This window comes from Pseudomonas sp. 37 R 15 (assembly GCF_900004865.1).
In the GTDB taxonomy this organism is placed as follows: Bacteria; Pseudomonadota; Gammaproteobacteria; order Pseudomonadales; family Pseudomonadaceae; genus Aquipseudomonas; species Aquipseudomonas fluorescens_AM.
Genome location: NZ_CVTV01000011.1, coordinates 55,543 through 79,657, shown reverse-complemented (window position 1 = coordinate 79,657; position 24,115 = coordinate 55,543). Strand labels below are relative to the sequence as shown.

General features: G+C 61.8%; 20 protein-coding genes. 5 read left to right on the top strand and 15 right to left on the bottom strand.

The window, feature by feature from the left end; genetic code table 11:
- Window position 1: 1 nt before the first annotated feature.
- On the bottom strand, window positions 2–502 hold the full coding sequence (locus BFQ04_RS02930) for a retropepsin-like aspartic peptidase RloA2 (RefSeq protein WP_065949508.1): 501 nt from the start codon (window positions 500–502) through the stop codon (window positions 2–4).
- A 173-nt stretch (window positions 503–675) separates the two neighbouring features.
- Between BFQ04_RS02930 and BFQ04_RS02925 the strand changes: the two genes are divergently transcribed.
- Complete coding sequence (locus BFQ04_RS02925) at window positions 676–1,563, top strand: acyltransferase (protein WP_065949507.1); 888 nt, start codon at window positions 676–678, stop codon at window positions 1,561–1,563.
- Here BFQ04_RS02925 and BFQ04_RS02920 read toward each other — a convergent pair.
- Window positions 1,560–2,132, bottom strand: coding sequence for a DUF2780 domain-containing protein (locus BFQ04_RS02920; protein WP_065949506.1), 573 nt, complete (start codon window positions 2,130–2,132; stop codon window positions 1,560–1,562). The genes BFQ04_RS02925 and BFQ04_RS02920 overlap by 4 nt on opposite strands.
- A 124-nt stretch (window positions 2,133–2,256) precedes the next feature.
- Between BFQ04_RS02920 and BFQ04_RS02915 the strand changes: the two genes are divergently transcribed.
- On the top strand, window positions 2,257–2,715 hold the full coding sequence (locus BFQ04_RS02915; RefSeq protein ID WP_065949505.1) for an anti-sigma factor domain-containing protein: 459 nt from the start codon (window positions 2,257–2,259) through the stop codon (window positions 2,713–2,715).
- Window positions 2,716–2,812: 97 nt separating this feature from the next.
- Here BFQ04_RS02915 and fdhA read toward each other — a convergent pair whose 3' ends face one another.
- The 8 genes from fdhA to BFQ04_RS02875 all read right to left on the bottom strand — a co-directional run bounded on the left by fdhA (window position 2,813) and on the right by BFQ04_RS02875 (window position 12,805).
- Window positions 2,813–4,012 (bottom strand): formaldehyde dehydrogenase, glutathione-independent, encoded by a 1,200-nt coding sequence (gene fdhA / locus BFQ04_RS02910; protein ID WP_005792122.1) that lies wholly within the window; start codon window positions 4,010–4,012, stop codon window positions 2,813–2,815.
- Between the two features lie 181 nt (window positions 4,013–4,193).
- Window positions 4,194–5,051, bottom strand: coding sequence for a formyltetrahydrofolate deformylase (gene purU, locus BFQ04_RS02905; RefSeq protein WP_016977808.1), 858 nt, complete (start codon window positions 5,049–5,051; stop codon window positions 4,194–4,196).
- 160 nt (window positions 5,052–5,211) lie between these two features.
- Complete coding sequence (locus BFQ04_RS02900; protein ID WP_065949504.1) at window positions 5,212–5,844, bottom strand: sarcosine oxidase subunit gamma; 633 nt, start codon at window positions 5,842–5,844, stop codon at window positions 5,212–5,214.
- A 122-nt stretch (window positions 5,845–5,966) separates the two neighbouring features.
- Complete coding sequence (locus tag BFQ04_RS02895; protein WP_065949503.1) at window positions 5,967–8,984, bottom strand: sarcosine oxidase subunit alpha; 3,018 nt, start codon at window positions 8,982–8,984, stop codon at window positions 5,967–5,969.
- Window positions 8,981–9,283 carry a sarcosine oxidase subunit delta gene (locus BFQ04_RS02890; RefSeq protein WP_065949502.1) on the bottom strand — a complete coding sequence of 101 codons (303 nt, stop codon included), beginning with the start codon at window positions 9,281–9,283 and terminating at the stop codon, window positions 8,981–8,983. The genes BFQ04_RS02895 and BFQ04_RS02890 overlap by 4 nt, the downstream gene beginning before the upstream one ends.
- A gap of 15 nt (window positions 9,284–9,298) precedes the next feature.
- Window positions 9,299–10,549: a sarcosine oxidase subunit beta gene (locus BFQ04_RS02885; RefSeq protein ID WP_010207084.1), complete on the bottom strand. Its 1,251-nt coding sequence runs from the start codon at window positions 10,547–10,549 to the stop codon at window positions 9,299–9,301.
- A 22-nt stretch (window positions 10,550–10,571) separates the two neighbouring features.
- Window positions 10,572–11,825 carry a serine hydroxymethyltransferase gene (glyA, locus tag BFQ04_RS02880; RefSeq protein WP_065949501.1) on the bottom strand — a complete coding sequence of 418 codons (1,254 nt, stop codon included), beginning with the start codon at window positions 11,823–11,825 and terminating at the stop codon, window positions 10,572–10,574.
- A gap of 251 nt (window positions 11,826–12,076) precedes the next feature.
- Complete coding sequence (locus BFQ04_RS02875) at window positions 12,077–12,805, bottom strand: TraX family protein (RefSeq protein ID WP_065949500.1); 729 nt, start codon at window positions 12,803–12,805, stop codon at window positions 12,077–12,079.
- 90 nt (window positions 12,806–12,895) lie between these two features.
- Between BFQ04_RS02875 and BFQ04_RS02870 the strand changes: the two genes are divergently transcribed.
- Both BFQ04_RS02870 and BFQ04_RS02865 read left to right on the top strand, forming a co-directional pair.
- Window positions 12,896–13,936: a threonine aldolase family protein gene (locus BFQ04_RS02870; RefSeq protein ID WP_065929441.1), complete on the top strand. Its 1,041-nt coding sequence runs from the start codon at window positions 12,896–12,898 to the stop codon at window positions 13,934–13,936.
- 187 nt (window positions 13,937–14,123) lie between these two features.
- Window positions 14,124–14,327 carry a hypothetical protein gene (locus BFQ04_RS02865; RefSeq protein WP_065949499.1) on the top strand — a complete coding sequence of 68 codons (204 nt, stop codon included), beginning with the start codon at window positions 14,124–14,126 and terminating at the stop codon, window positions 14,325–14,327.
- A gap of 96 nt (window positions 14,328–14,423) precedes the next feature.
- Here the strand turns inward: BFQ04_RS02865 and gbcB are convergent, their stop codons facing one another.
- Entirely contained in the window at window positions 14,424–15,524 is a 1,101-nt protein-coding gene (gene gbcB, locus BFQ04_RS02860; protein WP_065949498.1) for a glycine-betaine demethylase subunit GbcB, read from the bottom strand.
- A gap of 282 nt (window positions 15,525–15,806) precedes the next feature.
- Here gbcB and gbcA point away from each other — a divergent pair, with 282 nt between their 5' ends.
- A complete protein-coding gene (gbcA, locus tag BFQ04_RS02855; RefSeq protein ID WP_065949497.1) occupies window positions 15,807–17,102 on the top strand; it encodes a glycine-betaine demethylase subunit GbcA in 1,296 nt (431 codons plus the stop codon).
- Between the two features lie 837 nt (window positions 17,103–17,939).
- On the opposite strand, the gene BFQ04_RS02850 is transcribed toward gbcA, so the two are convergent.
- From BFQ04_RS02850 to dgcA, 4 genes are all read right to left on the bottom strand, one after another.
- Entirely contained in the window at window positions 17,940–18,710 is a 771-nt protein-coding gene (locus BFQ04_RS02850) for an electron transfer flavoprotein subunit beta (protein ID WP_065949526.1), read from the bottom strand.
- A 10-nt stretch (window positions 18,711–18,720) separates the two neighbouring features.
- Window positions 18,721–19,941, bottom strand: coding sequence for an electron transfer flavoprotein subunit alpha (locus BFQ04_RS02845; RefSeq protein ID WP_065949496.1), 1,221 nt, complete (start codon window positions 19,939–19,941; stop codon window positions 18,721–18,723).
- Window positions 19,941–21,884 (bottom strand): dimethylglycine demethylation protein DgcB, encoded by a 1,944-nt coding sequence (dgcB, locus tag BFQ04_RS02840; RefSeq protein ID WP_065949495.1) that lies wholly within the window; start codon window positions 21,882–21,884, stop codon window positions 19,941–19,943. The genes BFQ04_RS02845 and dgcB overlap by 1 nt, the downstream gene beginning before the upstream one ends.
- Before the next feature lie 157 nt (window positions 21,885–22,041).
- Entirely contained in the window at window positions 22,042–24,102 is a 2,061-nt protein-coding gene (gene dgcA / locus BFQ04_RS02835) for a dimethylglycine demethylation protein DgcA (protein WP_065949494.1), read from the bottom strand.
- Window positions 24,103–24,115: the final 13 nt, after the last annotated feature.

Below are 24,115 nucleotides of genomic sequence, written 5' to 3'. Positions count from 1 at the left end.
GTCAGCAGTCCGGTTTGTCGGCAGTGTAGCGACGCGCCGGGTTAACCGCTGCACCGAATTCACGCAGGGCCTTGGCGCCGATCAGCAGCGGGTAGTTGAAGCTGCTGCGATCGGTGAGGTTGACCTCCACGGTACGCTTGACGTCGCCCAGGCACATTTCCAGATCGATCACCGGGCGCTTGGCCACACTGGCTTCGTCCTTGTCGTCATCTTCATCGGCGCGGCTCTTGATCTTGCTGATGCGCGAGACCTTGTGTTCGTAGACTTTGTTGTCGGCGTCCTTGCCGCCGAGGCGGAAGCGCACCCAATCGTCGCCATCACGGGTGAAGGTCTCGATGTCACGGGCCGACAGCGAGGCGGTCAACGCGCCGGTGTCCATCTTGGCCTTGAAGGTCTGGCCGATTTCCGGCAATTGGATGTATTCGTAGCGACCGTAGAGGGTCGGTTCGGCAGCCATGACGGGCAAGGCCGCGAGAGCGAGCGAGGCTAGGAGCAGTTTCACGACGTGATTTCCTCGGAGAGAAGTAGGCGAATTCTAGACCGCAAAGGCGGCACTTAGTTAGCTCGTTCCCGCGCTGCGCGTGGGAACGATCACATTGGTGCGGCGAATCGGGATTTGGCCTCTGGACTCAAGCTGCTTATCATGGTCCGTCCACAGAATTCCAAGAGTTATTTATGCGCCGCCTGCTCACCGGCTGTCTGGTCACACTGCTGCTGTTACTCAACACGCTGATCCTGATCGGCCCCTTGATGGTATTCGCCCTGCTCAAGCTGGTGGCGCCGGGCCGCTGGCGTGACTATGCGTCCTGGGCGGTGATGTGGATCGCCGAGACCTGGGCCGAGATCGACAAGCTGATCTTCGCCGTGTGCATTCCAACCCAATGGGATATTCGCGGCGGTGAGGACCTGCGGGGTGACACCTCTTACCTGGTCATCAGCAACCACCAGTCCTGGGTGGATATTCCCGCATTGATCCAGGCGCTGAACCGGCGTACGCCGTTCTTCAAATTCTTCCTGAAAAAAGAGCTGATCTGGGTGCCCTTCCTCGGCCTGGCCTGGTGGGCGCTGGATTACCCGTTCATGAAGCGCTACACCAAGGCGTTCCTGGCCAAGCACCCGGAGCTGGCCGGACAGGACCTGAAGATCACCAAACAGGCCTGCGAGCTGTTCAAGCGCCAGCCGGTGACCGTGGTCAATTACCTGGAAGGCACGCGGTTCAGCGAGGCCAAACGCACCCAGCAGGATTCACCGTTCACCCGGCTGCTCAAGCCCAAGGCAGGCGGCGTCGCGTTTGTACTGGCGGCAATGGGTGAGCAACTGGACGCCATCCTCGACGTGACCGTGGTCTACCCACAACACAGGATTCCGGGGTTCTGGGATTTGATCAGCGGCGCGGTGCCGAAGGTGATTGTGGATATCCGCACCCGTGAACTGGACCCGGCGTTGTGGCAGGGGGATTACGAGAACGATCCGGCGTTTCGCCAGACCGTCCAGAACTGGGTCAACCAGCTCTGGACGGAGAAGGACGCGCGCATCGAACACTTGCGCGCGGAGCGGTCTTAGCTACCGGTGCCCCAGGCCTGGGCCAGTTTGCCCAGTACCGAGCTGTCGGCGCCCTGCCCGCCCAGGTATTGCAGGATCACCGGGGCAAACTGGCCGATCATGCCGCTGTCCATGCCCAGGGCGCTGAACGCAGTGTTCAAGTCATTGGTGTTTTTCACGTTACCCAGCAGGCCGTCCAGGCCGCTGGTCTTGCTGCCGCCGTTCTGGCCGAGCATCCCGCTCAGGGCACCAAGGCTGCCCAATGCGTTGTTACCCGACAACTTATCGAGGCCTGGCACGCTGTTGCCCAGCTGCGCAAAGTCGTTGCCGCTCAGTTTGTTCTTGGCCAGGCCCAGCATGGCGCCGGTGCCACCGACCGCTTGCTCCGGGGTGATATTGAGTTGCGAGGTCAGGGCCGTCAGCAGGTCGGCCGTTTCCGATGTTGGCGCGGCGGCGGCGGCTTTGTTGTTGCCACCCTGCATGCCGGAAATGGCGTTGGCTGCATCGCCAAGGCTGAAACCTGCGGCGAACACCGGGCCGGCGGCCACGGTCAACAGGCAGGAAAGGGCGAAACCGCGTGAAATCTTCATCAAGACAACCTCAGGAGATAGGTGCAAAGCAGGCGTTGGACTGGGTATCCCGTCGGTTGTTCCGGAACCCATTGGGGATAAGCGGGTCCATGAACTGACTACAAAATTTGTCAGGAAGAGACTTATGACTGCGATCCACCCCCAAGCGATTGAGCACAAGCCTGCGTTCTGGAGCCGCCCTCGCCTGTTCATTGGCGCCTGCGCCGTGGTGGTTGCCGGTATTGGTGGCGCGCTCTACACCCAGGACAGCGTCAAGTCCGCGGCCACGTTGGTGACCACCACCCAGCAGCCGGCCGCACAAATCATGGCCCACAAGGATTACCTGGAAGTGCAGCCGATTGCCGCCACGGCACCCGCGCCAGACCAGAGCCTGGAGCTGTGGGCAATTCCTAAAGATGGCACGCCTGTGTCCCTGGGCCTGTTGCCGGAGGACGGCAAGGGCATCATCGGCCTCAACCCGCGCCAGCAGGAAACCATCAGCCAGCCGGTGGAGTTGATGGTCAGTTCGGAGACCAAAGGTGGTTCCATCAGCAAACAACCGACAGGCCCGACCGTCTACCAGGGCGCACTGGCCACACGCTGACCCCCAAACACCATAAAACCCATGTGGGAGGGGGCAAGCCCCCTCCCACAAAAAAAGGGCGACCCATATAGGTCGCCCTTTTCATTTGCTCAACGCGTTACGCCGCACTGAACAGCTTGTGCGGATCGATCACAAACTTCTTCGGCACACCCGCATCGAACTCGCCATAACCGCGTGGCGCGTCATCCAGGCTGATGACCTGCACGCCGACGATCTCGGCGATGTTGATACGGTCCCACATGATCGCCTGCATCAGTTGGCGGTTGTACTTCATCACGGGTGTCTGCCCGGTGTGGAAGCTGTGGGATTTGGCCCAGCCCAACCCAAAGCGAATGCTCAGGCTGCCCATTTTTGCGGCGGCATCGACGGCACCTGGATCTTCAGTGACGTACAGGCCGGGGATACCGATCTTGCCTGCCACGCGCACCACGCCCATCAGCGAGTTGAGCACGGTGGCCGGGGCTTCGGCCTTGACGCCGTCGTGGCCGTGGCCGCGTGCTTCAAAGCCCACGCAGTCGACGGCGCAATCCACTTCGGGCTCGCCCAATAGTGCGGCGATCTGCTCGTGCAGCGGGGTGTCGGTGGACAGGTCGACAATTTCGAAACCCTGGGCCTTGGCATGGGCCAGGCGGATTGAATTGACGTCGCCGATGATCACCACTGCCGCGCCGAGCAGGCGTGCGGACGCCGCAGCGGCAAGCCCGACCGGGCCGGCGCCGGCGATGTACACGGTGCTGCCAGGGCCAACCCCGGCCGTCACGGCGCCGTGGTAGCCGGTCGGCAGAATGTCGGAGAGGCAGGTCAGGTCGCGGATTTTCTCCATGGCCTTGTCGCGGTCCGGCAGTTTCAGCAGGTTGAAGTCGGCGTAGGGCACCAGCACGTACTCAGCCTGGCCGCCGGTCCAGTCGCCCATGTCCACATAACCGTAGGCGCCACCGGCACGCGCCGGGTTGACGGTCAGGCATACGCCGGTGTGTTGCTCTTTGCAGGAGCGGCAACGACCGCAGGCCACGTTGAAGGGAACGGAGACCAGGTCACCGATTTTCAGGTTTTCAACGTCGCTGCCCTTCTCGATCACCTCGCCAGTGATTTCATGCCCCAGCACCAGGCCGGTCTGGGCAGTGGTGCGGCCGCGCACCATGTGTTGGTCGGAGCCGCAGATGTTGGTGGAAACCACGCGCAGGATGACGCCATGCTCGATCTTCCTGCCACGGGGGTCCTGCATTTTGGGATAGTCGATTTTCTGTACTTCGACTTTGCCATTGCCGAGATACACGACACCACGATTACCAGACATGCTTTCACCTCGCTGTTGTTTTTATGGAACTGCGTTGCCTGTTTGGATGGGCAGCGCGTTAAGTGCTTGGGTACAGATGCTGTTTCTTGTGTTGTGGGTGAGGGCCTCATCGGGGGCCAGCCCCCTCCCACACTTGGAATGCGTTCCCCAGTGGGAGGGGGCTGGCCCCCGATGGCGTCAGTCAGAGCACCACCGTTCTATTGGCGTTCAAAAACACCCGCCGCTCAATGTGATACCCCACCGCCCGTGCCAATGTCAGCCCTTCGATATCCCGCCCCTTGGCAATCAAATCCTCGGGATAGTGGCTGTGATCCACCACCTCCACACCCTGGGCGATGATCGGCCCTTCATCCAGGTCGTTGTTGATGTAATGCGCCGTGGCGCCGACCAGTTTCACCCCCTTGTTGTACGCCTGGTGATACGGCTTGGCGCCCTTGAACCCCGGCAGCAACGAGTGATGAATGTTGATCGCCTTGCCGTCCAGCTTACGGCACAGCTCCGGCGACAGCACTTGCATGTAACGCGCAAGGATCACCAGTTCGGCGCCGGTGTCTTCTACCACTTGCCACACTTGACGCTCCTGGGACGGTTTGTCGTTGGGGTCGAGGGGGAAATGGTAGTAGGGAATTTGATGCCAGTCGGCCAAAGGTTTCAAATCGGGATGGTTGGACACCACCGCGACCACGTCCATCGACAACTGGCCGATGCGCTGGCGGTACAACAGGTCGTTGAGGCAGTGATCGGCCTTGGAGACCATGATCACCACTTTTGGCCGGTAGTTCGGTGCCGTCAGCTCGAAGATCATGCCAAAGGCTTCACCGCGCGTGGCCAGGCCATCGCGAAAACCCTGCTCGTCAAATCCATCGGGCTGACGGAATTCCACCCGAATAAAAAAGCGGCCCGAGAGACGGTCATCGAACGAATGGTGCTCGGTAACGTAGCAACCCTGCTCGAACAGGTAGCGGGTGACCGCGTCCACCGTGCCGAGCACGCTGGGGCAGTCGGCGGTCAAAATCCATGTATCGGGTGCGCGGCTCATAGCGGGTAACTCCTCAAACAACGCTATCTACTGTAGGAGCGAGCTTGCTCGCGAAGAACGCCAACGATGATGCGTGCATGCTGAATGAACGCGGCGTCTTTGGTTTTTCGCGAGCAAGCTCGCTCCTACAGTGAAGGGGTGAGACAGCGCGAGCGCCATGTCAGGCTTGAACGCTCAGGCCGAATTCGGCCGAGGCGTCCTGCAGCCACAGCCACCAGTAATCCGAGAAGCTGCGGCGAATCAGCAGTTCCCAGGTGTCCTCAGCGGTATGGCGGATCACCAGTTGCGATTTCGCGAACACCGTGCCTACCGCCTTGCCGACCGGGAAGTTGTCGGGGTGCACATCGTAGCTGGTGGATTTCATCAACACATCGCGCACGTTCGGGCCGCTGAGTTCGAGGATCTGCTGGCCGCCACTGACGTTGACGATCTGGATATGCAGGTCGCCCAGAGCCGCGCGCAGGTTCTGTTCGGCGGCGAATTCTTCGCCGCCCGGGACAATGAGCAGCCATTCGTCCGGGCCGAGCCATTGCAGGCTCGTCTCACCCTTGAAGACCACGCTCAGGGCACCGGGTAGTTCGATGCCCAGGGCCGTGTGCACCCCGGCGGCGAACGCGGCATCGTGGCCATCGCCACGGAGGGTCAAGTGGCCGAGGAGTTTCTTTTCCCGCACGGTTACGCCGGCATTCTTGCGGCCCTTGCCGACCAGGCTGGCGAGGTCGGCATGGTGCAGCGACGACTCGGCCTTGGCGCCGGTGGTGGGGCGTTGCTGGTAAACATTGGCTGCTGTCATAAAGCACCTGTTCTGAATTCTGTTGTGAGGCTGATGGCCTCATCGGGGGCAAGCCCCTCCCACACTTGGAATGCATTCCCCTGTGGGAGGGGGCTTGCCCCCGATGGGCGCGCCGCGGTCTATCAGATGTTCTGCCGATCACCCTTAGGGTCAAAGAACACCGAAGACATAATCTCCGCCTCGATCACACTGCCATCGGCCTGCGGCGAAAACACCCGCTCGCCGATGCGCTTCAAGCCGCCTTTCACCACGCCCATGGCAAACGAATAACCCAGGGAGTTGTGTGCATAGCTTGAGGTCACGTGGCCGACCATTTTCATCGGAATCGTCTGCTTCGGATCGAACACCAGTTGCGCGCCTTCCGGCAGCCATACGGTCGGATCAATCGGTTTGAGCCCGACCAGCTGCTTACGCTCTTCACGTACGCAGTCTTCACGGTTCATCCCACGCCAGCCGATCCACGAGAACGGTTTGGTACGGCCCACGCACCAACCCATGTTCAGGTCGTCCGGGGTCATCGAGCCGTCGGTATCCTGGCCGACAATGATGAAGCCCTTTTCGGCGCGCAGGACGTGCATGGTTTCGGTGCCGTACGGGGTCAGATTGTACTTTTTGCCGGCCTCGACGATCTTTTCCAGCACGCCCATGGCGTAGTCGGCCTGCACGTTGACTTCATACGACAGCTCACCGGTAAACGAGATACGGAACACCCGCGCCGGTACGCCGCCGACCAGGCCTTCCTTCCAGGTCATGAACGGGAAGCCGTCCTTGTCCAGGTCGATGTCGGTGACTTCACTGAGCAGCTTGCGGCTGTTGGGGCCGGACAGGGTCATGGTCGCCCAGTGGTCGGTGACCGAGGTGAAATACACCTTGAGGTCCGGCCATTCGGTCTGCTGATAGATTTCCAGCCACTGCAGCACGCGGGCGGCGCCGCCGGTGGTGGTGGTCATCAGGAAATGGTTGTCGGCCAGACAGGCGGTGACGCCGTCATCGAAGACCATGCCGTCTTCCTTGCACATCAGGCCGTAGCGCGCCTTGCCCACGTCAAGCTTGGTCCAGGCGTTGCTGTAGATGCGGTTGAGAAACTCACGGGCATCCGGACCCTGGATGTCGATCTTGCCGAGGGTCGAGGCATCGAGCAGGCCGACGCTGTCGCGCACCGCCAGGCATTCACGTTTTACCGCCGCGTGCAGGTCTTCACCGTTGCGTGGGAAATACCAAGGGCGTTTCCACTGGCCGACATCTTCAAACTCGGCGCCGTTCTTTACGTGCCAGGCTTGCAGCGCGGTGTAGCGCACCGGTTCGAAAATGTGCCCACAGTGACGCCCCGCTATCGCACCGAAAGTCACCGGCGTGTAGTTGGGGCGGAACATGGTGGTGCCCATCTGCGGGATGGTCACGTTCAGCGAGCGCGCCGCGATGGCCAAACCGTTGACGTTACCCAGCTTGCCCTGGTCGGTGCCGAAGCCCAGCGCGGTGTAGCGCTTGACGTGCTCCACCGACTCGAATCCTTCGCGGGTCGCCAGTTCGATGGCGGCAGCGGTGACGTCGTTCTGCAGGTCGACAAATTGCTTCGGCGCCCGCGCGGTGGCTTTTTCGTGGGGCACCTGGAACAGCGCCAGGGTTGGTTCTTCCAGACGGCTCAGGGCTTTGGGCAACACCCCTTCAACCGGGGCAAAACCCGCTTCGCTGGCAGCGCGCACGCCACCTTCGAACCCATCGGCGAGGGAATCCCCAAGGCCGTAGACGCCATTGATACCGCCGACGCACACGCGTTTCTGCGGGGCTTCGCCTGGCACAAAACCGAGGATGTCTTCACGCCAGGTCGGCTTGCCGCCCAGGTGCGAAGCCAGGTGCACCACCGGGCTGTAGCCGCCGGAGCTGGCCACCAGGTCGCAGTCCAGCCACTCGCCGGGGCTGGTGACTTTGTGGGCTTTGACATCGATCGCAGCCACACGCGCAGCACTCACGCGCTTGGTGCCCCGGGCTTCGACCACGGCGCTGCCGGTGAGGATACGAATGCCTTTGGCGCGGGCTTCTTCAACCAGGGCACCGCGTGGGTTATGGCGTACATCGGCGACGGCGACCACTTGCAGGCCGGCGTCGAGCCAGTCCAACGCGACCCGGTAGGCGTGGTCGTTGTTGGTCGACAGCACCAGTTTCTTGCCCGGTGCCACGCCGTAGCGACGCACGTAGGTAGAGACCGCACCGGCCAGCATGTTGCCCGGCACGTCGTTGTTGCCGTACACCAGCGGGCGCTCGCACGCACCGGTCGCCAGCACCACACGCTTGGCGCGCACGCGGTGGATGCGCTGGCGCACCACGCCAATCGGTGCGCGGTCGCCAAGGTGGTCGGTGAGGCGCTCGTGAATGGTCAGGAAGTTATGGTCGTGGTAGCCGTTGACGGTGGCGCGGGGCAGCAGCACCACGTCCGGCAGGGCTTTGAGTTCAGCGATGACGCTGGCAACCCATTCGGTGGCCGGCTTGCCGTCGAGGCTTTCACGCGAATCGAGCAGCGAACCGCCGAACTCTTCCTGCTCATCGGCGATGATCACCCGCGCACCGCTGCGCGCAGCCGCCAGTGCCGCGGTGAGACCGGCAGGGCCTGCGCCGACCACCAGCACGTCGCAGTGACGGTTGAAGTTGTCGTAGGTGTCCGGGTCGTTCTCGGTCGGCGAACGGCCAAGGCCAGCCGCTTTGCGGATGTACTTCTCGTAAGTCATCCAGAACGATTGCGGGTACATGAAGGTTTTGTAGTAGAAACCCGGCGGCATCAGCTTGCCGCCGACCTTGCCGAGAATGCCCATCATGTCGTTGTTGACGCTCGGCCAGCCGTTGGTGCTGGTGGCGACCAAGCCCTGGTACAACGCCTGTTGCGTGGCGCGCACGTTGGGAATCTGGGTGGCTTCGGTGGCCCCGATCTGCAGCACCGCGTTCGGCTCTTCGGCGCCCGCAGCAAAGATGCCGCGAGGCCGCGAGTACTTGAAGCTGCGGCCGATGATGTCGACGCCGTTGGCCAGCAGGGCGGCGGCCAGGGTGTCGCCTTCAAAGCCTTTGTAGCTCTGGCCGTTGAAGGTAAACGTCAGGACTTTATTGCGGTCGATGCGGCCACCGTTGGACAGGCGATTGATCTGGCTCATACCTTCTCTCCAGAGGCCTTGGCGGTGAACTGAGGCTTCTCACCGATCTTGTAGGTTTCAAGAATTTCGTAGGTCACGGTGTTACGGGTCGCGTTGAAATACTGGCGGCAACCGGCGGCGTGAATCCACAGTTCGTGATGCAGGCCACGGGGGTTGTCGCGAAAGAACATGTAGTCGCCCCACTCGGCGTCGGTGCAGGCATTCGGGTCCAGCGGGCGCGGGATGTGCGCTTGGCCGGACGCGTGGAATTCCTCTTCGGAGCGCAGTTCGCCACAGTGAGGACAGAAGATATGCAACATAAGGTGGTTCTCCTGTTAGTGGGCGACGGCCGCAGCGCCGTGTTCGTCGATCAGCGCACCGTTGTGGAAACGGTCGATGGAGAAAGGCGCAGCCAATGGGTGCATTTCACCCTTGGCCAGGCTCGCGGCGAACACATTGCCCGAGCCCGGCGTGGCCTTGAAGCCACCGGTGCCCCACCCGCAGTTGAAGAACATGTTCGGCACCGGGGTCTTGGAGATGATCGGGCACGCGTCCGGCGTGGTGTCGACGATGCCGCCCCACTGGCGGTTCATGCGCACGCGTGAGAGCACCGGGAACATCTCGACGATGGCCTGGATGGTGTGTTCGATCACCGGGTACGAGCCGCGCTGGCCGTAACCGTTGTAGCCGTCGATACCGGCGCCGATCACCAGGTCGCCCTTGTCGGACTGGCTGATGTAACCGTGCACGGCGTTGGACATGATCACGCTGTCGATAATCGGTTTGATCGGCTCCGATACCAGTGCTTGCAGTGGATGGGATTCGATCGGCAGGCGGAAACCGGCCAGCGAAGCCATGTGCCCGGAATTACCGGCCGTGACCACACCGACGCGCTTGGCGCCGATAAAGCCTTTGTTGGTTTCCACGCCGATGCACACGCCGTTTTCCTTGCGAAAGCCGATCACTTCGGTCTGCTGGATCAGGTCCACGCCAAGGGCGTCGGCGGCGCGGGCAAAGCCCCAGGCCACGGCATCGTGACGGGCCACGCCGCCGCGACGTTGCACAGTGGCGCCGAGCACCGGGTAGCGGGTGTTTTTCGAGCAGTCCAGGTACGGAATCTCGTCCGCTACCTGCTTGGCATTGAGCAGTTCGCCGTCCACGCCATTGAGGCGGTTGGCGCTGACGCGGCGCTCGGAATCACGGATATCCTGCAGGGTGTGGCACAGGTTGTACACGCCGCGCTGGGAGAACATCACGTTGTAGTTCAGGTCCTGGGACAAACCTTCCCAGAGTTTCATCGCGTGTTCGTACAGGTGCGCCGACTCGTCCCACAGGTAGTTGGAACGCACGATGGTGGTGTTGCGCGCGGTGTTACCGCCGCCCAGCCAGCCTTTTTCGACCACGGCCACGTTGGTGATGCCGTGCTCCTTGGCCAGGTAGTAGGCGGTCGCCAGACCATGCCCGCCGCCGCCGACGATGACCACGTCGTAGACCTTTTTCGGGGTCGGCGTGCGCCACATCTTTTGCCAGTTTTCGTGATGGCTGAGGGAGTGCTTGAAGAGGCCGAAGCCTGAGTAGCGTTGCATAGTCATTACTCCAAAACCGCGCTCAGCGATAAACCGGGAAATCAGCGCACAGGGCAGACACGTGCTTGGCCACGTTGGCCTCGACGTCGGCGTCGCCGAGGTTGTCGAGGATGTCGCAGATCCAGCCGGCCAATTCGATGCACTGCGCCACCTTGAAACCGCGGGTGGTCACCGCCGGAGTGCCGATGCGCAGGCCCGAGGTCACGAATGGCGACTGCGGGTCATTCGGCACGGCGTTCTTGTTGACGGTGATGTGGGCGCGACCAAGGGCGGCGTCCGCGTCTTTACCGGTGAGGCCCTGACGGATCAGGCTGACCAGGAACAGGTGGTTATCGGTGCCGCCGGAGACCACGTCGTAGCCGCGCTTGATGAACACCTCGGCCATGGCCTGGGCGTTATCGATCACTTGTTGCTGATAGACCTTGAAGCCAGGCTCCTGGGCTTCCTTGAAGCACACGGCCTTGCCGGCGATGACGTGCATCAGCGGGCCGCCCTGGGCGCCGGGGAATACGGCGGCGTTGAGTTTCTTTTCAATGGCTTCGTTGGCCTTGGCCAGGATCAGGCCGCCACGCGGACCGCGCAGGGTCTTGTGCGTGGTGGTGGTGACCACATCGGCGTACGGCAGCGGGTTCGGGTACAGGCCGGCGGCAACCAGGCCGGCGACGTGGGCCATGTCGACGAACAGCAGCGCGCCCACCTTGTCGGCAATCGCACGGAAACGTGGGAAATCCAGGGTCTTGGAGTAGGCGGAGAAACCGGCTACCACCATCTTCGGCTGGTGCTCCACGGCCAGGCGTTCGACTTCGTCGTAATCGATCAGGCCGGTGTCGGTGTTGATGCCGTATTGCACCGCGTTGTACAGCTTGCCCGAGGACGACACCTTGGCGCCGTGGGTCAGGTGGCCGCCGTGGGCCAGGCTCATGCCCAGGATCGTGTCGCCGGGATTGATCAGCGCCAGGTACACCGCGCTGTTGGCGGACGAACCGGAGTGCGGCTGCACGTTGGCGTAATCGGCGCCGAACAGCTGCTTGGCGCGCTCGATGGCCAGGGCCTCGACCTTGTCCACATGCTCGCAGCCACCGTAGTAGCGCTTGCCCGGGTAGCCTTCGGCGTATTTGTTGGTGAGGCCGCTGCCTTGCGCTTGCATCACGCGTTTGCTGGTGTAGTTCTCCGACGCGATCAGCTCGATATGGTCTTCCTGACGCTGCTCCTCGGCATTCATCGCCGCCAGCAGTGCGTCGTCATATCCCTGGATCTGGTCTTGTTTGCTGAACATCGCGTCTCTCCCAGCCTTTCGTATTGTTGAGGCCCTCGCAGGGCCCTTTGATGCGATGGTAGGGCTGGCGCGTGCGGGCCAAATGCCTGCGCACGCCACGCAAAGGTGCGTTTACGACATTCCTCCAGCGACGCAGAACAAATGTGGAATAGGGCTTGTGTGGGAGGGAGCTTGCTCCCGATAGCGGTGGGTCAGCTTGCCTATGCAGAGGCTGACACTCAGCCATCGGGGGCAAGCCCCTCCCACAGGGGTCAGGCGATGATCTTGCGCACGAGCAGCAGCACAAGGAAGTGCATTGGATAGAGGGCATATGCCCAACGGCGCATGGCCGGTGGCGAGACGTTTCTGGCGTGTCGCAATAAGACCAATCCTGCCAGCGGCGCAATCAGGCATGCAGCCAACCCCGACAACGCCACAAACGTGCCGCTATTGAGCAGAATCTGCCATTGATTGGCGGCGACGCAGACCAAACCCGGCAGCACGCTGAAATACCAGGGCCGGCGAAACACCAGCAGCATCGCCAGCGGCAGCAATACGCCAAATAAACCGAACATCAACTGGGTTGAAAATACGGCCGCCACTGTGACAGCGATCAGCGCCAATCCTCGATCAACCAGCGCCTTCTGCCGCAAACCTCGGGCAACCAGCAGGCCCAGCGCCAGGGTCGGCAATACATTCAAGGTATCGGCATCTTCGATGAACATCCGATACGGCACTTCGCTGATCACACTGAACAGCAGCAACCAGGCCAGGTAGCGCCACTGGCCGGTCACTGGAGTATTTCGAGTCCGGTGCAGATTCGCCGCAATCGCCAGGCAAAACCACGGGAACGCCAGGCGCCCCGGTACATACAGGCCATCGAGGCTCAAGCCCACGTAGCGCAGGTGATCCAGCACCATGCTCAGCAGCGCCAGCCACTTGAGCAGGTCCAAAGCGCCATCTCGGAAACGTCCGACAGGCAAGGTGTCAGTACCGTGCATAATTCCCCACCGACTTTGCATTTACAGTGCGTGCGCCGCCCTCCCAATCTTGGTTAAAGTGCGCACCAACATCGACCACAGGAATGGGCCATGACTGACAAGAGCCAACAATTCGCCAGCGACAACTATTCCGGCATCTGCCCGGAAGCCTGGGCCGCCATGGAACAAGCCAACCAGGGCCATCAACGCGCCTACGGTGATGATGAGTGGACCCACCGCGCCGCCGACGGTTTCCGCAATCTGTTCGAAACCGACTGCGAAGTGTTCTTCGCCTTCAACGGCACCGCCGCCAACTCCCTGGCGCTGTCTTCGCTGTGCCAGAGCTACCATAGCGTGATTTGCTCGGAAACCGCCCACGTCGAGACCGATGAGTGCGGCGCGCCTGAGTTTTTCTCCAATGGCTCCAAGCTACTGACTGCGCGCACCGAAAACGGCAAGCTGACGCCGGAGTCGATCCGCGAAATCGCCCTCAAGCGCCAAGACATTCACTACCCGAAACCGCGCGTAGTCACCCTCACCCAGGCCACCGAAGTCGGCAGCGTCTACACCCCGGAAGAAATCCGCGCCATCAGCGTCACCTGCAAGGAGCTGGGCCTGAACCTGCATATGGACGGCGCGCGCTTCTCCAACGCCTGTGCGTTTCTGGGCTGCTCGCCGGCCGACCTGACCTGGAAGGCCGGGGTGGACGTGCTGTGCTTCGGTGGCACCAAGAACGGCATGGCCGTGGGTGAAGCGATCCTGTTTTTCAACCATAAGTTGGCCGAAGACTTCGACTACCGCTGCAAACAGGCCGGCCAGCTCGCGTCGAAGATGCGTTTCCTGTCCGCGCCCTGGGTGGGCTTGCTCGAAAACGACGCCTGGCTCAAACATGCACGCCACGCCAACCACTGCGCGCAGTTGCTCAGCAGCCTGGTGGCGGACATTCCCGGCGTGGAACTGATGTTCCCGGTGCAGGCCAATGGCGTGTTCCTGCAGCTCTCGGAACCCGCTATCGCAGCCCTGACGGCCAAGGGCTGGCGCTTCTATACCTTCATCGGCAAAGGCGGCGCACGCTTCATGTGTGCGTGGGACACCGAAGAAGAGCGTGTAAGAGAATTGGCGGCCGACATCAGGGAAGTGATGAACGCTTGAAGTAGAAATCAGACAGGTCCGTGCTGGCCGATTGCCGAGTCTGTTTTTTGATATTTCTGACAGCAGCGCACTCCAATTTCATTGGCTAGCCTCTTGGAACCTGGAAGGAAAACGCAGCGATACCTGCCACCTTCCGGGTTTATTGCCTGCCGAATAGTCGGCTGCAAATCCAATGGAGAGTTCAATCATGGAATATCAAAGCAACGTCAATACCCTGGTGCAAGGTGACAACACCGTCAGCACCACCATTATCGACTGGGATGAGTTCAGGAAATACGCAAAGGTCGGCGACACCATCCACGAGCCATCGAGGACGCTGAGGGTCTACGACAAAGTCTATGAACTGACAGCCTCAGGCCAGCATTTCGTAGTACATATCTACGCCCAGTAACCCTTCACACCGAGCATTCCCACGCTCCGCGTGGGAATGCAGCCATACCACTCAAGCGGGACGCGGAGCGTCCTGGCAGGCGTTAATGAGCGGCTGTCAGAACTCGATGCGCACATCACCCTTCGGCACACTGCAGCACGACAGGATATAACCCTCGGCTTCATCCTCTTCGGTGATCCCGCCGTTGTGCTCCATCTCGACCTCGCCGCCCAGCTTCATCACCTTGCACGTGCCGCAAATCCCCATGCCGCAGGCTTTCGGGATCAACAGGCCGAGCTTGGCCGCCGCCGCATGTACGGTTTCGCCCGGTGCTACGCGAATGCTCTTGCCCGACGCAATGAACTCCACTTGGTGCAGATCCGCCAGATCAATTTCCGGTGCGTCGGCAGCTTGTTCGGCTTGCTCCACCGCATCGGCACGGGCTTCGGGCGGCGTGGCACCGAAGGATTCTTCGTGGTAGCGCGCCATGTCAAAACCGGCGGCTTCCAGCAGGCGCTTCACCGCGCTCATGTAGGGCGTAGGCCCGCAGCAGAACACTTCGCGCTCAAGGAAATCCGGCACCATCAGTTCGAGCATCTTGTGGTTCAAGTAACCGCGATAACCTGCCCACGGCTCCCCCAACCCGTGTTTCTCGCAGATCAGGTGCAGGCTGAAGTTGTCGATCCGCGACGCCATGTGTTCCAGCTCGCGGTGGTAGATGATGTCTTTGGGTGAACGGGCGCTGTGCACGAATGTCATGTCGACATTGGCGTTGGTGTCGTAGAACCAGCGCGCCATGGACATCACCGGCGTGATGCCGACGCCGCCGCTCAGATACAGCACTTTGGGGCTCGGGAAGTCGATTGCATTGAACAGCCCGACCGGCCCGTGCACCGCCAGTTCCTGGCCTTCATGCAGCGTATCGTGCAACCAGTTGGAAACGCGGCCGCCCGGCACGCGCTTGATGGTCACCGAGAAGCTGTACGGCACCGACGGCGAGCTGGAAATGGTGTACGAACGCATGATCGGCTGGCCTTCGATCTCCAGCTCCAGGGTGACGAACTGCCCCGGTTTGAAAAAGAACAGGATCGGCTGGTCGGCCATGAAGCAGAAGGTGCGCACGTCCCAGGTTTCCTGGATGACTTTGACGCAACGGACGATGTGCCGACCATTGGCCCAGGTCTGGGTGGTTACCGGGTTCAGGAAGCTGTTGGACATACTGTTCTCCACCGCCGAGGCTCGGCCTTATGGTGGCGATTCTGCGTAACGCGCGAATCGCCCATTTACCTATCTGCGACATTCACATACTTACCGCGACCAGCCCCCAACGACAGGGGCTTGCGCGTCGGGATCAGATTGGGCCATGTCGCCCATGGATAAGGTTCGACCCAACGCCGGGCCCACACTCGCTCCCAACAAAGACGCGTTCTTTACGCCTTGCTGCACACCTGATCAGCCACTATTCGCCGGCCACACCGAATGGCCATGAGGACATACACGATGGACGTCACCGCAACCTTAAGCTTGGGCGATCCGCTGGAACCCGCACGCAAGGCCACCGCGCACATGCTGCAAGAGCGCGAGCGCACCTTTTCGCTGCCGCAGCCGTTTTACTCTGATGAGCGGCTGTTCGATATCGACATGCAGGAAATCTTCCAGAAAGAGTGGCTGATCGCCGGCATGACCTGCGAAATCCCCACCAAGGGCAACTACCTGACCCTGCAGGTGGGCAAGAACCCGATCATCGTGATCCGTGGCGCCGACGGTGTGGTGCATGCGTTTCACAACGTGTGCCGTCACCGTGGTTCGCGCTTGTGCACCAGCGACAAGGGCAAGGTTGCCAAGCTCGTGTGCCACTACCACCAGTGGACCTACGAGCTGGACGGCCGCCTGTTGTTCGCCGGCACCGAGATGGGCGCCGACTTCGACATGAAGCAGTACGGCCTAAAACCGGTGAACGTGAAAACCGCCGGCGGCTATATCTTCATCAGCCTGGCCGAGAACCCGCCGGCCATCGATGACTTCCTGTCGACCCTGAGCCATTACATGGAACCCTACGACATGGAGAACACCAAGGTGGCGATCCAGACCACCTTGTTCGAGAAAGCCAACTGGAAGCTGGTGCTGGAAAACAACCGCGAGTGCTACCACTGCAACGCGTCGCACCCGGAACTGCTGAAAACCCTGCTGGAATGGGACGACGTCACCGACCCGCGTGCCGACCAGGCGTTCAAGGATCATGTAGCCGCCTCCGCGGCCGCCTGGGATGCCGAGAAGATCCCTTACGCCCACGCCAGCTTTGGCCTGCGTAACCGCATCGTGCGCATGCCGCTGCTCAAGGGCACCGTGTCGATGACCCTGGACGGCAAGCAGGGCTGCGCCAAGTTGATGGGCCGGATCAAAAACCCCGATCTGGGCTCGATGCGTATCCTGCACCTGCCCCACTCGTGGAACCACTGCATGGGCGATCACATCATCGTGTTCACCGTGTGGCCGATCAGCGCCCAGGAAACCATGGTTACCACCAAGTGGATCGTGCACAAGGACGCGGTGGAAGGCGTGGACTACGACGTGGAGCGCATGCGCCAGGTATGGGACGCCACCAACGACCAGGACCGGCGCCTGGCCGAAGAGAATCAGCGTGGGATCAACTCCACCGCTTACCAGCCGGGGCCGTACTCCAAGACCTATGAGTTCGGTGTGGTGAATTTTGTGGATTGGTACAGCGAGCGCATGCTCAACAACCTCGGCGCGGCGCCAGCGCCTTACCTCAAGGGCGTGGCTGCGCACGAGTAACTGACACACCGTGGATCAAATGTGGGAGGGGGCTTGCCCCCGATTGCAGTGGTTCAGCCAGCAACTTTATTGGCTGATGCACCGCTATCGGGGGCAAGCCCCTGCCACATCAAGAATCTGAGCTGTTCAAAATTTGAGCAACAATAGTCTAGCCCGCTGCGGCTGGGCGCTCCAGCCGTTACCCAACAACTTATCCACAGAGCCACCCACAGCAATTGTGGGCAACTGCCGGCTACCACCAAAATTAAATCAAGAAAATCCGTGACTTATTCAGAATCATGCATCTGACAAGCGCCTGATCGTTTTTTGATCAACCCACTGAAAGCCCCAAAATACGTGACCTGTAGCGGTACGCGAACACCTTATCCACAGAAGCACCAACAGACTTTGGGGGCAACTTTGCCCGCGCTGTGGAAAACCACCTCAAGACTGCATATCTCGCGGCATACAGGGGTATTCAGAGGCGTATACGCGATAATTGATCATATTTTGATCGTATCGAGCAAAGCCTTTATTTATAAGGCTCTCAGCCGACAGCGAACATCTTATCCACAGAAGCGCCAACAGACTTTGGGGGCAAGTCCAGGCGTCAGCCCAGGAAAAAACCGAATAAAAACCGCACGTTAGGTTGGTTATTTTTCGTACAGTGGGCTGCAGGGCTTGATATACAGGGGGTGCAGACAACCGCGAACAGGTTATCCACAGGCAGATCAACAGCGATTGTGGGTAAACGCCATAACTCTGTGGGAGGGGGCTTGCTCCCGATCGCTGTGTATCAGTAACAGATGTACTGACTGGCACACTGCAATCGGGGGCAAGCCCCCTCCCACCAGGGGATCAGCGTACGACGCCTTCTTCTATGAGCAATTTGAGTATGGCTTGCGCGCCCTCTTCAGGACTTACGCCCTTGAGCACTTGCCCCCCGCCCCCGCTGGCCTTGGCCGTCGCAGCCTTCATACGATCAGCGCCGCTCTTGGCCTTGATCACCTTGAGACGCTTGGGCCGAGGCTTGGCCGGTTGCAGCGCAGCGCCTGTGAATAACTCATCCTGTTCAATCTCGACGTCGTGGGCGGCAAGCTCGCCACGTTGCGCCGGGCCGTACGCACTCTGGCGTGGCTTGGGCGCAGCGTTATCCACCGTCGCCAGAAACGGCAAGCGGACCTTCAAGCGCCGTCGCTGGCCGCGTGGCAACGCCTGCAGCACATGGGCCACGCCGGCATCGATGGACTCAACCTGAGCCAGCCCCACAATCAGCGGCCAGCCCAGTTGCTCCGCCAACAGGAACGGCAGCATGCCCGAGCCCTCACCGGTTTCCGCCTGGCTGCCGGTGAGCACCACCTGGGCGCCGGCTTCGCGCAGATAGTCACTCAACACCGGCAACGCATCGGCGCCGGCCGGCTGCTCCAGCACATGCAGTTGCGCCAAGCCCATGCCCAGGTAGCTGCGCAGGGTCGGCTCGCTGATGTCGCCGGCGTGCAGCACCTGCAACTTATCCCCAGCCATCTGCAGGCCCAGCTCGACGGCACGCGCATCCTGTTCGGCACGGCGCGGGCGCCCGGAGGTGGGATGGGCGCCGATGGATACCAGGCTGATTACATTGGTTGTCATGGTCATGTCCCTAGGCTGCATCGCGCTTGGCGCCGTTGCGGTAGGCCTCGACCGCAGCGATCAAGGCGTGCAGAATCGCGGCGCTTTCGCCGATCACCGACAGGTCGGCACGCTTGATCATGTCGCAGCCGGGATCGAGGTTGATCGCCACCACCTTGTCGCAGGCACCGATGCCTTGCAGGTGCTGGATCGCCCCGGAAATGCCCACGGCCACGTATACCCGCGCCGTGACCCAGGTGCCGCTGGCGCCGACCTGGCGATCACGCGCCATGAAGCCATCGTCCACCGCGACCCGTGAAGCGCCTTCGGTGGCGCCCAGGGCGGCAGCGGTCTGGTGGAACAACGCCCAATCCTTCACGCCGTTACCGCCGGAGAAAATGAATTCGGCTTCGGCCATCGGAATCGCCGCCGGGTCCACTGCCACCGCGCCGAGGTCTTCGATACGCGGCAGGCTGCGCGCCAGGCTTGTGGATAACTCCACGGGCAACACTTCATGGCGCGTCTCGCTGACCGGGTCGGCGCATTCGGCGGCGGCGAGAATCAGGCGTGGCAGCGGCCGCGCCAGATCTTCCTGGCCCGCGCCGGCGCGACCGATACACGACTCGCCCTTGATCTGCCACACCCGCGTGGCCGGACGTTCCTTGAGACTGGCGGCAAAACGTCGGCCCAGTTCACCGCCACCGTTGCGGCTGTCGGGCAGCAACCAGTGACGCGGGTTGAATTGGTTATCCACAGCCCGCAGGCCCTGGACGCGTTGTTCCGGTGAATAACCGTCGAATTCGTGGCCTTCCAGCACCAGCAGGCGGTCTACGCCCGCTGTCGCAAACGCACTTTCCTTGTGTTCACCAAACACCACCGCCAGTACCGCGCCGTCGCTGCCGGCCAGTTGCCGCGCCAGGCCGAGCACATCGCGGTCGTGGCTGCTCAGGCGGCCGCCGACCATATCCGGCACCACATTGATGTAGAACGCCGGGGCCGGGACCTGGTGCAGCGGCAACTGCACCTCGACCGCCGCCGTACGCTTGGCCGCACCGCCCTGTTGCGCGCCGCTGCGGTCGATGCGCTTGATGCCGTTGGGGCCGATAAAACCCACACCGTGCACATTCTTGCGGATGACGCCGTTAGGCCCCATCCAACTCTGTTGCACCGGCTGCATCGCCGCGTGCAGCGGGTGCAGGCGATTACGGGCGATCCATTCGGCCCGTGGGTCGCGGCGGATAATGTCGCTCATCAATGCACCTCCGCAGGTTCACGTTTGGGGGGAGCTTTGGCCGGCGCGGCGTCTTCAAGCAACGCGTCGGCCACCAGTTCGGCGATGTCCTTGATCAGCGGGCGCGGTTCGACCACACCTTCGAGCATTGCGGTGCACTGCGGGCAACCCACGGCCACCAGTTCGGCGCCGGTTTCGCGGATATCGTCCATGCGCATATCCGGGATACGCTGCTTGCCGGGGATGTCAGTGATCGGTGCTCCGCCGCCGCCGCCGCAGCAGCGCGATCGAAAGCCCGAGCGTTGCATCTCCTTGACCTCGATGCCCAGCGCACGCAGCACTTGGCGCGGTGCCTCGTATTCACCGTTGTAGCGGCCCAGGTAGCACGGGTCGTGGTAGGTCACGCTGGTGCCTTTGTGCTGGCCCAGGTTCAGCGCGCCGTCGCCGATCAGTTCGGCCATGAAGGTGCTGTGGTGCTGCACGACGTAGTTGCCGTTGAAAGCGCCGTACTCGTTTTTCAGCACGTGAAAACTGTGCGGGTCGCAGGTGACGATGCGTTTGAAGCTGTACCTGGCCAACGTCTGGATGTTGCGCGAGGCCAACAGTTGGAACGTCGCTTCATCGCCCAGGCGCCGCGCCACGTCGCCGCTGTCGCGCTCTTCAAGGCCGAGTACCGCGAAGTCCACACCTGCCGCTTTGAGCACCTTGACGAACGCACGCAGGGTGCGTTGGTTACGCATGTCGAAGGCACCGTCACCAACCCAGAACAGCACCTCGCAGCTGCCCTTGTCGCTGAGCAGCGGCAGGTTCAGGTCCGCCGCCCAGTTCAGGCGACCGCCCGGAGCGAAGCCGCCGGGGTTGTCGGTGGCGATCAGGTTTTCCAGGACTTCAGCGCCCTTGTTCGGCGTGGCGCCTTTTTCCAGGGTGAGATGGCGGCGCATGTCGACGATGGCGTCGACGTGCTCGATCATCATCGGGCACTCTTCCACGCAGGCGCGGCAGGTGGTGCACGACCACAACGTCTCGGCGTCCACCAGGCCGATGACGATCGGCTGGTGCGGGTTGCCGGCGTGTTCACCAATCGGTTGGCCTGGATACGGGCTGCCGGCGAACTTGGCATCGGTGCCGCCGGCCAGGCCGACCACCATGTCCTGGATGAGTTTTTTCGGATTCAACGGCTGGCCGGCCGCGAACGCCGGGCACGCCGCTTCGCACTTGCCGCACTGCACGCAGGCGTCGAAACCGAGCAATTGGTTCCAGGTAAAATCCTTGGGTTTTTCCACGCCCAGTGGCGCGGTCTTGTCGCTCAGATCCAGCGGTTTCAAACCGGTGGAGCGGCCGCCCCCGAAGCGCTCGGCGCGGCGGTGCCAGGCCAGGTGCAGGGCGCCGGCGAAAGCGTGTTTCATCGGGCCGCCCCAGGTCATGCCGAAGAACATTTCGGACACGCCCCACAGCACGCCCACGCTCAACAACGCGGCCAGCAGCCATCCGCCAAAATCGGCGGGCAGAATGCCGGCCACCGGCAGGGTCACCAGGAAAAAGCTCACCGAGAACGCCATCAGGCTTTTCGGCAGGCGCATCCACGGGCCTTTGGACAGGCGTGCGGGTGGGTTGCGGCGGCGCAGGTACATGAAGATGGCGCCGACAAACATCAAGGTCGAGGCCAGCAGCAAGGCGTAGCCGAGGATACGGTTTTGCAGGCCGAAACCATGCACCAGAATCGCCAGCAGCGCCGACAGCACAAAGCCCAATGCGGTAGCGACATGGGTGTTGGCGATGTATTTGTCGCGGGCGACCACGTGGTGCAAATCGACCATGTAGCGCTTGGGCATCGCCAGGAGGCCGCCAAGCAGGTCGACTTTGGAGGCGCGCCCACGGCGCCACATGTTCGCCCGGCGCAAAGCGCCAAGCACGGCGAGCCCCAAAGCGGCAAACAGGAGAATAGGCAGCAAGGTGTTCAACATGGTGAAGCTCCCAAAGACCACACAGGCCTACTGTGAAACTGGCCTTGAATGTGGGAGGGGGCTTGCTCCCGATGGCGGAGTGTCAGTTGATACAGCTGTAGCTGAACCACCGCTATCGGGGGCAAGCCCCCTGCCACATTTGACCGAGTTCACCTCATCAAAAGTCTTTGCACAGGCGCAGGGCGTCATAGATGGCGGCGTGGGTATTACGCTGGGCCACACAGTCACCGATGCGAAACAGCAAGTACCCCTCACCCGCTTCGCTCAGGCACGGCTGCGGCTTGATCGCGAACAGCGCTTCGACGTCGATCTGGCCCTTGTTGCGCGAACCTTCCTTGAGCCCGTAGTAAAGGGCTTCGTCCGGACGCACGCCGTTCTCCACCACCACCTGGTCCACCACCCGTTCCTCCTTGGCCCCGGTGTATTCGTTCTCCAGCACCGCCACCAGCTTGTCGCCTTCGCGGTAGACCTTTTCCAGCATCATGTCGCCGGTCATGATCACTTCCTTGGGGTACATGCTGCGGTAGTAAGTCGGGAACGACGTACCGCCGATGGCCACGCCTGGCTTGATATCGTCGGTGACGATCTCGACCTGGCAACCTTTGTCCGCCAGGAAATCCGCCACCGACATGCCGGTGAATTCACAGATGGTGTCGTACACCAGCACGTTCTTGCCCGGTGCGACTTTGCCGTCGAGCACATCCCAACTGCTCACCACCAACCCTTCGGCAGCGCCCCAGTGTTCGTTCTGCTCGATGAACGGATGCCCACCGACGGCCAGCACCACCACGTCCGGGCGCAGGTCCAGGATGGTTTCGGCATCGGCCGCCACGCCCAGGCGCAGGTCGACTTTCAAGCGCGCCAGTTCCAACTGGAACCAGCGCGTAATGCCGGCAATCTGGTCACGTTGCGGCGCTTTCGATGCAGTGGTGATCTGCCCGCCGATAAACTCTTTCTTCTCCAACAGGGTTACGTCGTGGCCACGTTCGGCGGCGACACGTGCAGCCTCCATACCGGCAGGTCCTGCCCCCACCACGACCACTTTGCGCCTGGGCCCGGTGGACTTCTCGATGATATGCGGCACGCCCATGTATTCACGGGAGGTCGCGGCGTTCTGGATACACAGCACATCCAGGCCCTGGTACTGGCGGTCGATGCAGTAGTTGGCGCCGACGCACTGTTTGATCTGGTCGATCTGGCCCATCTTGATCTTGGCGATCAGGTGCGGGTCGGCGATATGGGCACGGGTCATGCCGACCATGTCCACATAGCCGCCTTCGAGGATGCGCGTGGCCTGGTTCGGGTCCTTGATGTTCTGCGCGTGCAGCACCGGGACCTTGACCACTTCCTTGATACCGGCGGCCAGGTGCAGGAACGGCTCCGGCGGGTAACTCATGTTGGGGATCACGTTGGCCAGGGTGTTGTGCGTGTCGCAACCCGAGCCCACCACGCCGATGAAATCGAGCATGCCGGTGTCATCGTAATACTTGGCGATCTGCTTCATGTCTTCGTGGGACAAGCCGTCCGGGTGGAACTCGTCACCGCACAGGCGCATGCCCACACAGAAGTCGTCACCCACTTCGGCACGTACGGCCTTGAGCACTTCCAGGCCGAACTTCATGCGGCCCTCGAAACTGCCGCCCCATTCGTCGGTGCGCTTGTTGACCCGCGGGCTCCAGAACTGGTCGATCATGTGCTGGTGCACGGCGGACAGTTCCACACCGTCAAGGCCGCCGGCCTTGGCGCGCTTGGCGGCGCTGGCGTAGTTGCCGATCACGCGCCAGATTTCTTCCGGCTCGATGGTCTTGCAGGTGGCGCGGTGCACCGGTTCACGTACGCCGGACGGCGACATCAGGGTCGGCCAGTTGAAGCCGTCCCAACGCGAGCGACGGCCCATGTGGGTAATCTGGATCATGATCTTGGCGCCATGCTTGTGCATGGCGTCGGCCAGGTTCTGAAAATGCGGGATGATGCGGTCGGTGGACAGGTTCACCGAACTCCACCATTCCTGGGGGCTGTCGATGGCCACCACCGACGAGCCGCCGCAGATCGCCAGGCCGATACCGCCCTTGGCTTTCTCTTCGTAGTACTTCACATAGCGGTCGGTGGTCATGCCGCCGTCGGTGGCATACACCTCGGCGTGGGCGGTACTGAGCACGCGGTTGCGGATGGTCAGTTTGCCGATCTGGATCGGCGCAAACATTGCTTCGAAAGCCATGGCACGGTCCTCG

What these genes read in the sequence shown, in the direction of transcription:
- BFQ04_RS02925 (WP_065949507.1), top strand. Translation starts at nt 676, where the DNA reads ATGCGCCGCCTGCTCACCGGCTGTCTGGTCACACTGCTGCTGTTACTC.
- BFQ04_RS02920 (WP_065949506.1), bottom strand. Translation starts at nt 2,132, where the DNA reads ATGAAGATTTCACGCGGTTTCGCCCTTTCCTGCCTGTTGACCGTGGCC.
- BFQ04_RS02915 (WP_065949505.1), top strand. Translation starts at nt 2,257, where the DNA reads ATGACTGCGATCCACCCCCAAGCGATTGAGCACAAGCCTGCGTTCTGG.
- fdhA (WP_005792122.1), bottom strand. Translation starts at nt 4,012, where the DNA reads ATGTCTGGTAATCGTGGTGTCGTGTATCTCGGCAATGGCAAAGTCGAA.
- purU (WP_016977808.1), bottom strand. Translation starts at nt 5,051, where the DNA reads ATGAGCCGCGCACCCGATACATGGATTTTGACCGCCGACTGCCCCAGC.
- BFQ04_RS02900 (WP_065949504.1), bottom strand. Translation starts at nt 5,844, where the DNA reads ATGACAGCAGCCAATGTTTACCAGCAACGCCCCACCACCGGCGCCAAG.
- BFQ04_RS02895 (WP_065949503.1), bottom strand. Translation starts at nt 8,984, where the DNA reads ATGAGCCAGATCAATCGCCTGTCCAACGGTGGCCGCATCGACCGCAAT.
- BFQ04_RS02890 (WP_065949502.1), bottom strand. Translation starts at nt 9,283, where the DNA reads ATGTTGCATATCTTCTGTCCTCACTGTGGCGAACTGCGCTCCGAAGAG.
- BFQ04_RS02885 (WP_010207084.1), bottom strand. Translation starts at nt 10,549, where the DNA reads ATGCAACGCTACTCAGGCTTCGGCCTCTTCAAGCACTCCCTCAGCCAT.
- glyA (WP_065949501.1), bottom strand. Translation starts at nt 11,825, where the DNA reads ATGTTCAGCAAACAAGACCAGATCCAGGGATATGACGACGCACTGCTG.
- BFQ04_RS02875 (WP_065949500.1), bottom strand. Translation starts at nt 12,805, where the DNA reads ATGCACGGTACTGACACCTTGCCTGTCGGACGTTTCCGAGATGGCGCT.
- BFQ04_RS02870 (WP_065929441.1), top strand. Translation starts at nt 12,896, where the DNA reads ATGACTGACAAGAGCCAACAATTCGCCAGCGACAACTATTCCGGCATC.
- BFQ04_RS02865 (WP_065949499.1), top strand. Translation starts at nt 14,124, where the DNA reads ATGGAATATCAAAGCAACGTCAATACCCTGGTGCAAGGTGACAACACC.
- gbcB (WP_065949498.1), bottom strand. Translation starts at nt 15,524, where the DNA reads ATGTCCAACAGCTTCCTGAACCCGGTAACCACCCAGACCTGGGCCAAT.
- gbcA (WP_065949497.1), top strand. Translation starts at nt 15,807, where the DNA reads ATGGACGTCACCGCAACCTTAAGCTTGGGCGATCCGCTGGAACCCGCA.
- BFQ04_RS02850 (WP_065949526.1), bottom strand. Translation starts at nt 18,710, where the DNA reads ATGACAACCAATGTAATCAGCCTGGTATCCATCGGCGCCCATCCCACC.
- BFQ04_RS02845 (WP_065949496.1), bottom strand. Translation starts at nt 19,941, where the DNA reads ATGAGCGACATTATCCGCCGCGACCCACGGGCCGAATGGATCGCCCGT.
- dgcB (WP_065949495.1), bottom strand. Translation starts at nt 21,884, where the DNA reads ATGTTGAACACCTTGCTGCCTATTCTCCTGTTTGCCGCTTTGGGGCTC.
- dgcA (WP_065949494.1), bottom strand. Translation starts at nt 24,102, where the DNA reads ATGGCTTTCGAAGCAATGTTTGCGCCGATCCAGATCGGCAAACTGACC.